Here is a 12,357-nt window from a genome sequence, read left to right as displayed (position 1 = left end):
TTTAAGGGTTTACTTTTCCAACACCAGCATTTGATACCACTTCTGATTTGACATTGTTCACGTTAAGCAAGGAGTAGTTATAAGGAGGGTTGTACGTACCTGTAGAAGACGTTGGCAGACTGCCTGAGCTGTTAATATATGAGTTGTTGATGACATGCCATGTACCGACTTGACGGCTATCCCAGCTGCCGATCGCATTTTTTGTATTTTCAAATACGTTGTGCTCAATTCTCATTTTTGCGCCCATACGAGAATTGATCGCTGTCGTATGGATACCTTTATAGTAGTTGTTATACACATGACCTTCCCCATAGCGCATAGATGGTACACGGGAATTCAGGTTTTCAAAACGGTTGTTGTGGAATGTTATTTTTCTGTTGTAGTTGTCGTTATCAGAGTTGCCCATGAGCATCGTTTTCCAGCTGTCATGAACATAGTTCCATGAGAAGGTAATATAGTCGGAGTCATTTTTCACATCAAATAATCCATCATAATCATCTTTACCAGAGTTTAATGTATTGTACAGTTCATTATGGTCGACCCATACGTTTTTAGAAGCGCCTTCGATTCCGATGGCATCCTTGTCACCGATTTTGCTGTGATGGATTTTCAGGTTGCGGATGATGATGTTATTGGAACGCCATACTTTAATGCCGATTCCATTAAATTCACCTTTCGTGCCTTTGCCGACGATCGAGACATTGTTTGTATCTTTCACATCGATTTTATTGGCAGATGTATTAGAAGGAGTAATCGTCCCGTCGACAACAATTTTTAATTTTTCGTTTGTTCCTTTACTTTTGAGGGCAGCCAATAGTTCATTTCCAGTTTTGACTGTGACGGTTTTACCGCCTTCACCGCCTGTTGTACCACCATTTAATGTGGAGAATCCTTGTTGATTAAAATTGGCCATAATAGAAGGGCTTTCCGGATACTTTGCTGCCGCTTTTGCCTCCCCATTAGGTGCAAATAATGAAGTCACGAGACCAACCGCTAACACACCAGCTAACATTGGAACTTTTTTCTTCAAAGTCAACATCTCCATTCAATTTTGTTTTAATGTAAACGTTTCCAAAAATAAGCTGCAATTCAACTGCTCCTCCTTTCTTCGCCAGTATTGCCTTTTTCGGAATGTAGGAAGAGCATAGCACGCAAAAAGGTATCATCGGCTAAGAATTGGCGTTGTGTATTCCATGATTTTCTAGAAAACTAAGGCCATGATTATTTTATTTTCGTCTAAATGAGACAAGGATCATTGACGATAGGTATTGGGATAACCTAGTGATTATGGGGGAGAGCATCTCCGCTTGATAGAAAATCAGAACACATCATTTTATTAGAGACGAAAGAATGTCATAATCATTACATAAGAAAAAACTGGGTATTTAACGCTTCAAATACTGGATCAACAGGGAGAAAAGCAGACAAGCTAAAAAAATAAAACTTATTTTGAACGATATCGTTATACGTGTCGTCTCATGAATAAGAGAAGAAAGAGGAAGGAGGGGTGTGTTTGGAGCAGACAGAAGAGACATTATTGATTCAGCGGGCAAAACAGGGGGATGATGCTGCATTTACAGCCCTATATCGTCATCATTATTCCTTTCTTTACCGTTATATAATGAAGCTCACCCTTCAACAAGAGCTTGCAGAAGAAATCATGCAAGAAACGATGCTGAAAGCGCACATGAAACTCTCTTCATTTAGAGGAGATTCCTTATTTTCAACATGGCTCATATCCATTGCATCTAGACAATTTTTGGATCACCAGAAGAAAAGAAAACGTGAACAATTGAGGGGAGAAAAGGCGAATCAAGAGACGATACGCCGTTTTAAATGGGAGATTCAGCAAAAGGGACATACATGGCATGAGATGTGGGATGCTCTTAACGAATTGAAGGCTCAGGAGAGAGCGCCGATTATTTTGCACTATTATTATGGCTTTACTTATCCAGAGATTGCTTCAATGCTCGGGATGAGAGAAGGTACTGTGAAGTCGAGGGTTCATCATGGATTAAAGAAAATTCGAAAGGAGTGGTCTCAATGAAGGAAGATCAGTTCACCGAACGTTTAAAGGAAGAGTTGCAGCAGCTAGATGAACAAATTGAAGTAAAAGAGCCAAGTGAACAGGCTGTCATGATGATGCTGAAGCAGGCGAAGGAACGAGAGAAAAGGCGTTTTAAACAAGAAGTACTGGCGTACGTTCTCATCAGTCTGACCATTCTGGCACTATTTGTCGCCGCCATCTCCCATTTGCCTATCATCTTCATTCTTCTTCAAGTAGTGAGTGTGCCGCTCTGCGTCGTTGTCGGCATCAAGGAATATCAACACATTAAAGGAGGGTCTTCCTTATGAGTCAGTCGGAGATGATCATCTTATTGTGCGCATTGCCGTTACTATTTGCGCAGGGCCTTCTTTTATTTATGGATGCAAAGAAAAGAGGGCGTTATAAGTGGTTTTGGGGCATTGTCGGTTTAATTAACTTCCCATCGTCTTCTATTTTATATTGGCTTTGTGTCGTGTACCCTGATCGAAAAAAAGAGGAGAAGATCCGAAAAGATTGAGCAGACGGCCTATAAAACTTTAGGCCTTTTTTTCTTGTTGAAGATCAACTAGAAATCATTCATGGTTCATCTAATTGTCAAAGAGTGCGGGATATATAACGTCTAAATCATGATTTCTAGCTCAATAGTCATTCTGTAAGAGATACTTTCTAAAAACGATTGCGGCGGCTGCTTGATCCATCTCAAATCGGCATCATTTTCATCTGTTATCAGTATTGATCCGTTTTTACAAATGGTGTTAAATTAATCTCAATATGCGTTAGAAAATCTAACAGGATAAAAGATTTACAAAGGAGGCAGATGAGACATGTTGACCTTAGATCGAGCAGCACAAACAGCACAAAGCTACATCGACCGTGTGTTAGAAGAGGTGGAAAAACGAAATCCTGGTGAGGAGGAATTTCAGCAAGCCGTAAGAGAAATTCTAGAATCACTCGTTCCCGTTTTTGCAAAGCATCCAGAGTATGAAAAACAAGGCATTTTAGAACGACTCATCGAGCCTGAGCGGCTTGTGGTATTTCGCGTACCATGGGTAGACGATGAGGGGAAAGTACAAGTCAATCGGGGATTCAGGGTTCAATTCAATAGTGCCATCGGACCTTATAAAGGAGGCATTCGTTTCCACCCATCTGTCAATGCAAGCATTATTAAGTTTTTAGGATTTGAACAAATCTTTAAAAACGCACTGACTGGTATGCCGATCGGTGGAGGAAAAGGTGGATCAGATTTTGATCCTAAAGGGAAATCGGATGGCGAAATCATGCGTTTCGTTCAAAGCTTTATGAGTGAGCTCAGTCGATATATTGGACCTGATCAAGATGTGCCAGCAGGTGATATTGGCGTAGGGGCACGCGAAATTGGCTATATGTTCGGACAGTACAAGAAAATGCGTGGTGCTTATGAAGCAGGTGTGCTCACAGGGAAAAGCCCTGGATTTGGAGGCAGCTTAGCGAGAAAAGAAGCGACAGGCTATGGATTGGTGTACTTTATGGAAGAAATGTTAAAAGCACATGGACTTCAATTTGAAGGACGTTCAGTTGTCGTGTCCGGCTCAGGGAATGTGTCTATTTATGCGATGGAGAAGGTCATAGAGCTAGGTGGTAAGGTCGTTGCGTGCAGTGATTCAAGCGGAGCGATTTATGATCCACAAGGCATTTCATTAGAAACAGTGAAACAGCTGAAGGAAGGAAGCAATCAACGGATTGGGGCATACATAGACATTCACCCGCATGCTGAATTGATTGAAGATTGCGAACAAATTTGGTCTGTTCCTTGTGACATTGCGCTCCCATGTGCAACGCAAAATGAAATATCTGAGATGCAGGCACAGCAGCTCGTGGAAAATGGTGTCATTGCGGTAGGAGAAGGAGCGAATATGCCTTCTACTCTAAAGGCAGTCAAAGTTTTTGAACAGAATGATATTCTATTCGCGCCGGCAAAAGCGGCGAATGCAGGCGGAGTAGGTGTCTCAGCGCTGGAAATGGCGCAAAATAGTGCAAGAATGTCTTGGACATTTGAGGAAGTAGATGATCAGCTGAAACAAATGATGCAGACGATTTATCGTCAGTGTACAGAGACAGCTGATGAATATGGACACTCTGGAAACTTAATAGTAGGAGCAAATATTGCAGGATTTCGCAAAGTGGCAGATGCGATGATCGCACAAGGCGTGATTTAACTCCTGCTCTCCCGCACCTGTTTATTTCATGCCAAGATGGGGAATCTTCCTTGTAAGAATGACAATAAGGAGGCGCGGGAGAAATGAAAAAATGGCTGAAACAAATTTTTAAATGGGCACCTGTGATTTATCCAGTGGTGAGAAAAATATATAAAGAGCGGAAAGCATCTAAACGTCGTAACGTATCAGCCGGATAATCCGGCTTTTTTTTATGCAAGCATGACCGATTGTGCGCTAAACAAAAAAAGATGATAGATTTGAATGATCCATTTCATGCTTCTTTCCGTTAAGTACATAACAAACGGAAAGAGGAGGAAAAACAGATGAACATGAAAAAAGCGATTTTAACCATTCCGCTTAGCGCAGCATTACTATTTCCGGCAGCTCATAGCGCAAGTGCACACGAAGGACATATGCATGGAGAGGCAAAGAAGACATCTTCGTCACAAGAGGTGTCAAACAAAGCAACCGATCTTCGCGCAGCACTAGACCAGCTATTTTCGGAGCATGCCTACTTAGCAGTCATCACAATGCAAAAGGGAATTGACGGGAGCAAAGATTTTAAACAAGCAGCGGCAGCGCTAAATGACAACACAAATGACTTATCGGAAGCCATCGCTTCTGTGTACGGAAAAAAAGCAGGGAAACAATTCAAAGACATTTGGTCAAGCCATATTGGCTACTTTGTTGATTATGTACAAGCAACCGCAAAGAAAGATGAGGCAGGTAAAAAGAAAGCAGTCAAGCAGCTTGACCAATATCGTATGAAACAAGCCGACATGCTCGATCAAGCAACAGGCGGCAGATTGAAAGCAAGTGAGCTTGAAGAAGGCTTGAAGATGCATGTGAATGAACTGCTAAAAGCGTTTGACAGCTACACAGAAAAGGATTTTGATACGACCTATGAAACCGTTAGAAAATCCATTCATCATATGTTTGAAGTCGGTAAAGGCGTATCGTGGGCGATCACAGATCAATTTCCTGGGAAATTTAATCATAAATCTGTCGATACACCAGCCGCAGATCTTCGTGAAGATTTAAACTACTTGTTCTCAGAGCATTTGGCACTTGCGGTCGTTGCCATGCAAAAAGGAAATGATGGCAGCAAGGACTTTGATCAAGCAGCCGCAGCTTTGAACGAGAATACAAATGATTTATCTGATGCGATTGCATCTGTTTATGGTAAGGATGCAGGAAAACAATTCAAAGCCATTTGGTCAAGCCATATTGGTTACTTAGTTGATTATGTCAAAGCAGATGCATCAGGAGACAAAGAAGCGAAAGAAAAAGCTGTGAAAAACTTGGATGCATATCGGATGAAGCAAGCGAAATTTCTAGAGCAAGCGACAGATGGCCGTTTAAAGGCGGCGGATTTAGAAGCTGGTTTAAAAATGCATATTGATGAGCTGATCAAAACATATACGTCTTACCATAATGGTGAATATGATCAGCTTTATCCAACAGTGAGAGAGGCGTACGGTCATATGTTCATGGTCGGTCAAGATGTCGCAGCAGCGATTGTTGATCAGCATCCTGAACTGTTCAAATCTAACATGCCTAACGAAATGCCGAAAACAGGTATGGGAGGCACAGCCGGTCCTTTAGGTATGTCATATGAAGCATTTGCGGGATTAATCGCAAGCTTGATCCTAGCTGGCGGTGCAATGGGTGCGTTCTTCCTAATTCGTCGTAAGACATCAAATTAAGCTCATATCAAAACAAAAGGGGGGGAACGGCACGTGCACAATCGTGCCGTTCCTTTCTTTCAAAGGAGGCAGACTGACTTGAAAAGGTGGCTGTTGGGTCTTCTGATGCTTCTTGTCATCACGGGCTGTGCATCAAAATCGATGGATGATTCGTCATCCGCTAAAACAACCTCATCTCCTGAAAAAATGACAACAAACCAAGCCACAAAACAGTCTCATTCAAAAGCCATGTTAAAAGACGAACCGTCCGGTATTATCCCGGCTGAAATTGCGATTCCGGCGATTGATGTCAAAGCAAAAGTAGAGAAAACCACTTTATCAAAGGATGGCAGTATGGGCGTTCCAAAAAATACGGACAACACAGCTTGGTTTAAAGATGGACCAAAGCCAGGAGATAAAGGAAATGCCGTCATGAATGGCCATGTTGATAATAAATGGGGACCTTCTGTTTTTTATCGATTAAAGGAGCTGAAAAAGGGAAACAAGGTAATCGTGACATCCTCATCAGGAAAAAAGCGAACCTTTGAAGTGATCAAAGTACAAAGCTATCCGCGTGAAGAAAAGCCACATGTGTTTTTCGGGTATGCTTTTACACGAAATCTCAATTTAATCACATGTACAGGGACGTTTGATCATGCAGCTGGGACTCATGAAAAAAGATTGGTTGTCTTTACCCAGCTAATCTCTTCATAAAAAAGGCGATGACACGAAGGTGTATCGCCTTTTTTTCATGGTTTCCAAACGCTCCTACAAAAAAATGCATAGGTCATTGGATATGGTTTGTTGTATAAATAGGGGCGTTTGTCATATAAATGAGATGGCCATTTTTATTTCTTTTCAGTAGAATATGAGTAATGAAGAGAACTGCAAGCGTATACACCTTGTCCAGACAAGGCATATTCTCCACCCTTACATAAGGAGGCTGATCTGATGCTGAGTAAAAGACTGGCGCAAATCTTAAGTCAGCTCATGGCAGCGGAGACCCCGCTCACAAGCGCTGCGCTTTCTGTCAGTTTACAAGTAACAAGCCGCACCGTTCGTACAGACATCAAGGAATTGAACGACCGTCTTACTCCTTATCAAGCGGCTGTAACAGCTGTTCGAGGAGCTGGTTATGAGCTGTTGATCAACGATGAGAATGCCTTTCGCCGTTTTATGAAAGAGGAGGTCGAACAGGAAGAGCCGCTGGCTGTTCTGCCAGAGGAGCGCGTTCGGTTTATTTTAAAAAAACTGCTTCTCGCAGAGTCTTATGTGAAACTGGAAGACTTACAGGAGCAGCTGTTTATTAGTAAATCGACGATGAGTAACGATATGAAATGGGTCAAACGCAAGCTTGGGCCCTTTGATCTGAAGCTGGAAGCGAAGCCGAATAAAGGCTGCCGGATCAAAGGATCGGAGATGAAAATTCGTTATTGTATATCAGAATATTTATTCAGTGAACGCCGATCCTGCCAAACGATGCTGAACACGGCAGTCACCATTTTGCCAAAACATGAACTGGAATTGATTCAGAAAACAATCATTGATTATATCAATGAAGAACGAATGAATCTATCAGACATTTGCATGAATAATTTAATCGTTCATGTCGCGATTGCCTGCAAACGAATTAGACACGGAAACTATGTATCTGTTTTGCCAGAGGAAATCAATGAGATTCCACGGGCAAAGGAATACGAGATGGCTAAAAAAATGGTGGAATGCCTTGAAGGACTGCTGGACGTCTCTTTTCCACAAGAAGAGATCGTCTATATCGCCATTCATTTATTAGGAACAGCCAAAATGGTGCAGTCCTTTTCATCGAGCGCTCAAAAACAAATTGTGGATGATGACACGAGCCGTCTTGTCCAGCTGATGCTCCAAGCCGTTGATCAAAAGCTGCAGCTTGATTTAGCCGGTGATGCGGAATTAATGATTGGACTGAGTCTGCACTTAAAGCCAGCCATGACCCGGTGTAAATATGGGATGAACTTAAGAAATCCGATGCTTGATGAAATAAAGGCAGGGTATCCACTTGCCTTTGAAGCAGGAATTATCGCCAGCAGGGTCCTTGAAGAAGAGGAGGGGCTGAGTATTCATGAGAATGAAATCGGATATATGGCGCTTCATTTTGGTGCGGCTTTAGAGCGGAGGAAAATGGAGATTCCGCCGAAGCGATGTCTCATTGTCTGTGCATCTGGTGCAGGGAGTGCAAGGCTGCTTCAGGATCGTTTGCGGTCACAATTTGGGACTAAGCTGACCATTTTAGGAACAGCAGAGCTTTATTCGCTTCCGCATGTCTCTTTACATGCCATGGATTTGATTATTACAACGGTCCCGATTCAGATGGATTTACCGATTCCAGTCATACAAGTGAACACCATTTTGGGAGGCGGCGACTTTTTAAAAATTGAAGAAGCCCTGACGAGTGAAACAAGGGTGACATTGGCCTCTCAATATATGAAAAAGGAATTGGTTTTTACAAAACGCGCCTTTCAAACAAAGGAAGAGGTCATCACTTTTCTCACGAAACAAGTCATCGATATGGGATTAGCACCAGCAGAGCTTACACCTTCTGTGATGGAAAGAGAAGAGGCTGCTCCTACATCCTTCGGGCATTATACAGCCATTCCGCACCCGATGACGCCGCTGACAGAAGAGACATTTTGGGCGATCTGTTCATTAGAAAAATCGATCATATGGGGAGAGAAAAAAGTTCAATTTGTTTGCTTGCTTTGTGTCGAAAAAGAGAATGCCAAAGATTTAAAAGGGATGTACCGTCTGCTGGGCGAGCTTGTGCACAATGTGAAATTCATTCAGCATCTCATCGCCTGTGATACATTTGAAGACATGCTCGATATCATGTATAAAAAGGCCCCTTCGTACAAGAACTAACAATGTGATCTTAACTTTTTCCGCTTCCTAAAGGAAAAAGTATAGGTATTTATGAAAGCGGTTTCATAATATGATGAATGTGTAAAGAAAAGCTACACACTTTCAAAAGGAGGCGTTTACACATGAACATCTTATTGGTATGTGCAGCAGGCATGTCAACAAGCTTACTAGTCACAAAAATGGAGAAAAGCGCACAAGAACAAGGAAAAGACTATCGTATTTGGGCAGTATCTGGAGATTCAGCAAAAAGTCATATTGATCAAGCCGATGTGCTTTTATTAGGACCACAGGTTCGATATTTATTACCACAAATGAAAAAGCTCGGAGAAGAAAAAGGGATTCCAGTCGACGTCATCAATACCGTGCATTACGGCGTATGTAATGGGGCTGAGGTTTTAAAATCTGCTGAAAAGTTAATGAACGGATAAAGGGGGCGGAAGGGATGAATGGATTCAACCGATTTCTAGAAGAGAAGGTCATGCCGTTTGCAGGAAAGATTGCCGCTCAAAGACATTTACAAGCATTGCGTGACGGAATTGTTTTAACCATGCCTCTCATTATTGTCGGTTCACTGTTTCTCATTTTAGCCAACCTTCCGATCCCAGGATACAGCGATTTTATGGCAAGTATCTTCGGAGCAGAATGGGCCACGAAACTATCCTATCCTGTTAATGCAACCTTTGACATTATGGCACTTGTTGCAACCTTCGGGATTGCCTACAGGCTTGCTGAAAAGTATGCAGTGGATGCTCTATCATCTGGTGCGATTGCTGTTGCAGCTTTCCTTTTGGCAACACCATATCAAGTTCCTTTCACACCTGAAGGCTCAACAGAAGCCATCTTAGTAGGTGGGGGAATTCCAGTTACATTGATGGGCAGTAAAGGGTTATTCGTTGCCATGATTATTGCCATGCTTTCAACTGAAATTTACCGATTCATTGTCCAGCGGAATATCGTCATTAGGATGCCTGATGGTGTACCGCCAGCAGTGAGTAAATCGTTTATCGCACTTATTCCAGGTTTTGTGGTCATCACGCTGATCTGGGTCGCAAGACTTGTGATTGAGATGACACCATTTGAGAGTATTCATAATATCATCACGGTCTTAATTGGCACACCGCTTTCCATTCTTGGTGGAAGCTTAGGCGGAAGTATTGTCGCCATTGGTGTGCAAATGCTCCTCTGGGCATGTGGTATTCACGGAGCAACCATTGTCGGCGGCGTCATGGGCCCAATTTGGCTCGGTGCAATGGATGAGAACCGTCTCGCATTCCAAGCAGGAGAAGTGCTGCCAAATATCTTCACAGCGCAGTTCTTTGAAATCTTCATCAATGTCGGCGGAAGCGGTGCAACGCTTGCCTTGGTGCTGACGATGATCTTACGTGCCAGAAGTAAACAAATGAAACAGCTTGGTCGACTTGCCATTGGGCCAGCCATCTTTAACATCAACGAACCGATCATCTTTGGAATGCCGATTGTCATGAACCCAATGCTTCTGATTCCGTTTATCCTTACGCCAATCATGATGATCATTACCACATATATCGGAATGAGCACAGGGCTTGTCGCAAAACCGGCGGGAATTGCGGTCCCATGGACGATGCCGCCTATCATTTCAGGCTATCTCGCCACAGGAGGCAAAATCTCAGGTGCTGTCATGCAGCTGATTAACCTAGCGTTGTCATTCGCTTTATACTACCCATTCTTTAGAATGTGGGATAAGCAGAAATTAAAAGAAGAAAGTGAACTAGAAACAAAAGCAACAACTGATGAAAATGTCGTCAGCATGTAATAGAGGAAGCAAGGGGGATGCGGCCGATGGAAATGGAACAAATTGTGTTTCAACTCATCTTACACGGCGGGAATGGCAGAAGCTCTGCGATGGAGGCCATTACATGTGCAAAGCAAGGAAACTTTGATGAGGCGAAGCAAAAATTGCAGGAAGCACAAGACGCGTTAAATGAGGCGCATCACGCACAGACAGAGCTGATCCAAGGAGAAATTAGAGGAGAAAAGACCGATATTAGCCTCTTAATGATTCATGCACAGGATCATCTCATGAACGCAATGACCGTCAAGGAGCTTGCGGCGGAAATCATCGAGCTCCATGAAAAAATGAAGCAACTCGGAGGTGTCAATTCATGAAAGATGGAATCAAAATTGTCACAATAGGCGGAGGATCGAGCTATACGCCTGAGCTTGTCGAAGGATTTATCAAACGATATCATGAATTGCCTGTAAAGGAATTATGGCTCGTGGATATTGAAGCGGGTCAGGAAAAGTTAAACATCGTGGGTGCTCTCGCGAAACGCATGGTTGAAAAAGCCGGTCTGCCGATTGAGGTACACCTGACGCTTGACCGCCGGGAAGCCCTGAAGGACGCAGATTTCGTGACAACACAATTTCGTGTAGGACTGCTGGAAGCACGGGCTAAGGATGAGAGAATCCCACTTAAATATGGCGTCATCGGTCAGGAAACGAACGGACCAGGCGGCTTATTTAAAGGCCTTCGAACCATCCCAGTCATTCTAGACATCGTGAAGGATATGGAAGAGCTTTGTCCAAATGCATGGCTTGTGAACTTTACAAATCCGGCGGGCATGGTCACAGAAGCTGTGCTGCGCTACACAAATCTAAAAAAGGTAGTCGGTCTATGCAATGTCCCAATTGGGATGAAAATGGGGATTGCCAAGGCGCTTGATGTGGATGTTGAACGGGTCGAGGTACAGTTTGCCGGCCTCAATCACATGGTCTATGGATTAGACGTGTATTTAGACGGGGTCAGCATTATGGATCAAGTACTCGATGAATTAGGAAATCCGAATAGTCAGTGGTCTATGAAGAATATTGAAGCGAAAAACTGGGAACCTTCTTTTGTAAAAGGCTTAGGAGTGATCCCATGTCCGTATCATCGCTATTACTATAAAACAAAAGATATGCTGGAAGAAGAGCAAAAAGCGGCCCAAGAAAAAGGAACAAGAGCAGAGGTTGTCCAGCAGGTCGAGCACGAATTATTTGAGCTCTATAAAGATCCTGATTTATCGATTAAACCACCGCAGCTCGAAAAAAGAGGCGGGGCGTACTACAGTGATGCGGCATGTAACTTAATCAGCTCCATCTATAATGATAAACATGACATCCAACCAGTCAATACAGTGAACAGAGGGGCAATTGCCAGTATTCCGGCTGATTCAGCGGTTGAAGTGAACTGTATCATTACGAAGGACGGACCAAAACCAATCGCGACGGGTGATCTGCCTGTAGCTGTGAGAGGGCTCGTTCAACAAATCAAATCATTCGAGCGTGTGGCAGCAGAAGCGGCAGTCACAGGAGATTACGAGACGGCTCTTGTAGCGATGACGATCAATCCGCTTGTCCCATCTGACGAAATTGCAAAGCAAATTTTAGATGAAATGCTCGAAGCGCATCGTGAATATTTACCGCAATTCTTCAAATCAGTCAAAGCGTAAAACAAAATGGCCCCTTTATGGGGTCGTTTTTTTATCATTGCCCCATATGGAAATTCAAGAAAGAA

13 protein-coding genes are annotated in these 12,357 nt (G+C 43.1%); 12 read left to right on the top strand and 1 reads right to left on the bottom strand.

Annotated features, from left to right (window positions below; translation table 11 throughout):
• Position 1: 1 nt before the first annotated feature.
• On the bottom strand, positions 2-1,039 hold the full coding sequence (locus MHI33_RS20630) for a pectate lyase family protein (protein WP_044140379.1): 1,038 nt from the start codon (positions 1,037-1,039) through the stop codon (positions 2-4).
• A gap of 474 nt (positions 1,040-1,513) precedes the next feature.
• Here MHI33_RS20630 and sigY point away from each other — a divergent pair, with 474 nt between their 5' ends.
• The 12 genes from sigY (at position 1,514) to MHI33_RS20570 (ending at position 12,292) form a co-directional block, all read left to right on the top strand.
• Entirely contained in the window at positions 1,514-2,047 is a 534-nt protein-coding gene (gene sigY, locus MHI33_RS20625) for an RNA polymerase sigma factor SigY (protein WP_340913490.1), read from the top strand.
• Complete coding sequence (locus MHI33_RS20620; RefSeq protein ID WP_044140286.1) at positions 2,044-2,355, top strand: YxlC family protein; 312 nt, start codon at positions 2,044-2,046, stop codon at positions 2,353-2,355. The genes sigY and MHI33_RS20620 overlap by 4 nt, the downstream gene beginning before the upstream one ends.
• Positions 2,352-2,564 carry a hypothetical protein gene (locus MHI33_RS20615; RefSeq protein WP_044140285.1) on the top strand — a complete coding sequence of 71 codons (213 nt, stop codon included), beginning with the start codon at positions 2,352-2,354 and terminating at the stop codon, positions 2,562-2,564. The genes MHI33_RS20620 and MHI33_RS20615 overlap by 4 nt, the downstream gene beginning before the upstream one ends.
• Before the next feature lie 307 nt (positions 2,565-2,871).
• Complete coding sequence (gene gdhA, locus MHI33_RS20610; protein WP_044140284.1) at positions 2,872-4,242, top strand: NADP-specific glutamate dehydrogenase; 1,371 nt, start codon at positions 2,872-2,874, stop codon at positions 4,240-4,242.
• Positions 4,243-4,325: 83 nt separating this feature from the next.
• A complete protein-coding gene (locus tag MHI33_RS20605) occupies positions 4,326-4,439 on the top strand; it encodes a hypothetical protein (RefSeq protein WP_003214702.1) in 114 nt (37 codons plus the stop codon).
• Between the two features lie 126 nt (positions 4,440-4,565).
• The gene (locus MHI33_RS20600; RefSeq protein ID WP_340913486.1) at positions 4,566-5,948 is read left to right on the top strand and encodes a copper amine oxidase; all 1,383 of its coding nucleotides are present in this window, start codon (positions 4,566-4,568) and stop codon (positions 5,946-5,948) included.
• A 78-nt stretch (positions 5,949-6,026) separates the two neighbouring features.
• On the top strand, positions 6,027-6,641 hold the full coding sequence (locus MHI33_RS20595) for a class F sortase (protein ID WP_113767878.1): 615 nt from the start codon (positions 6,027-6,029) through the stop codon (positions 6,639-6,641).
• 237 nt (positions 6,642-6,878) lie between these two features.
• Positions 6,879-8,822 carry a BglG family transcription antiterminator gene (locus MHI33_RS20590; protein ID WP_340913482.1) on the top strand — a complete coding sequence of 648 codons (1,944 nt, stop codon included), beginning with the start codon at positions 6,879-6,881 and terminating at the stop codon, positions 8,820-8,822.
• Between the two features lie 122 nt (positions 8,823-8,944).
• Positions 8,945-9,250 carry a PTS sugar transporter subunit IIB gene (locus MHI33_RS20585; protein WP_340913479.1) on the top strand — a complete coding sequence of 102 codons (306 nt, stop codon included), beginning with the start codon at positions 8,945-8,947 and terminating at the stop codon, positions 9,248-9,250.
• A 14-nt stretch (positions 9,251-9,264) separates the two neighbouring features.
• Positions 9,265-10,614: a PTS cellobiose transporter subunit IIC gene (celB, locus tag MHI33_RS20580; RefSeq protein WP_065097761.1), complete on the top strand. Its 1,350-nt coding sequence runs from the start codon at positions 9,265-9,267 to the stop codon at positions 10,612-10,614.
• A 26-nt stretch (positions 10,615-10,640) separates the two neighbouring features.
• Positions 10,641-10,967: a PTS lactose/cellobiose transporter subunit IIA gene (locus tag MHI33_RS20575; protein ID WP_003215078.1), complete on the top strand. Its 327-nt coding sequence runs from the start codon at positions 10,641-10,643 to the stop codon at positions 10,965-10,967.
• On the top strand, positions 10,964-12,292 hold the full coding sequence (locus tag MHI33_RS20570) for a 6-phospho-beta-glucosidase (protein ID WP_106066965.1): 1,329 nt from the start codon (positions 10,964-10,966) through the stop codon (positions 12,290-12,292). The genes MHI33_RS20575 and MHI33_RS20570 overlap by 4 nt, the downstream gene beginning before the upstream one ends.
• The last annotated feature ends 65 nt before the right edge of the window (positions 12,293-12,357 follow it).

Source organism: Bacillus sp. FSL K6-2971, assembly GCF_038006405.1.
Classification (GTDB): Bacteria; Bacillota; Bacilli; order Bacillales; family Bacillaceae; genus Bacillus; species Bacillus pumilus.
This window is presented reverse-complemented; position numbering and strand designations above follow the sequence as displayed.

Excerpts from the sequence above, each read along its gene's own strand:
- gdhA (WP_044140284.1), top strand. The coding sequence starts at position 2,872 with ATGTTGACCTTAGATCGAGCAGCACAAACAGCACAAAGCTACATCGAC.
- MHI33_RS20570 (WP_106066965.1), top strand. The coding sequence starts at position 10,964 with ATGAAAGATGGAATCAAAATTGTCACAATAGGCGGAGGATCGAGCTAT.
- MHI33_RS20600 (WP_340913486.1), top strand. The coding sequence starts at position 4,566 with ATGAACATGAAAAAAGCGATTTTAACCATTCCGCTTAGCGCAGCATTA.
- MHI33_RS20620 (WP_044140286.1), top strand. The coding sequence starts at position 2,044 with ATGAAGGAAGATCAGTTCACCGAACGTTTAAAGGAAGAGTTGCAGCAG.
- MHI33_RS20605 (WP_003214702.1), top strand. The coding sequence starts at position 4,326 with ATGAAAAAATGGCTGAAACAAATTTTTAAATGGGCACCTGTGATTTAT.
- MHI33_RS20590 (WP_340913482.1), top strand. The coding sequence starts at position 6,879 with ATGCTGAGTAAAAGACTGGCGCAAATCTTAAGTCAGCTCATGGCAGCG.
- MHI33_RS20575 (WP_003215078.1), top strand. The coding sequence starts at position 10,641 with ATGGAAATGGAACAAATTGTGTTTCAACTCATCTTACACGGCGGGAAT.
- MHI33_RS20630 (WP_044140379.1), bottom strand. The coding sequence starts at position 1,039 with ATGTTGACTTTGAAGAAAAAAGTTCCAATGTTAGCTGGTGTGTTAGCG.
- MHI33_RS20585 (WP_340913479.1), top strand. The coding sequence starts at position 8,945 with ATGAACATCTTATTGGTATGTGCAGCAGGCATGTCAACAAGCTTACTA.
- celB (WP_065097761.1), top strand. The coding sequence starts at position 9,265 with ATGAATGGATTCAACCGATTTCTAGAAGAGAAGGTCATGCCGTTTGCA.
- MHI33_RS20615 (WP_044140285.1), top strand. The coding sequence starts at position 2,352 with ATGAGTCAGTCGGAGATGATCATCTTATTGTGCGCATTGCCGTTACTA.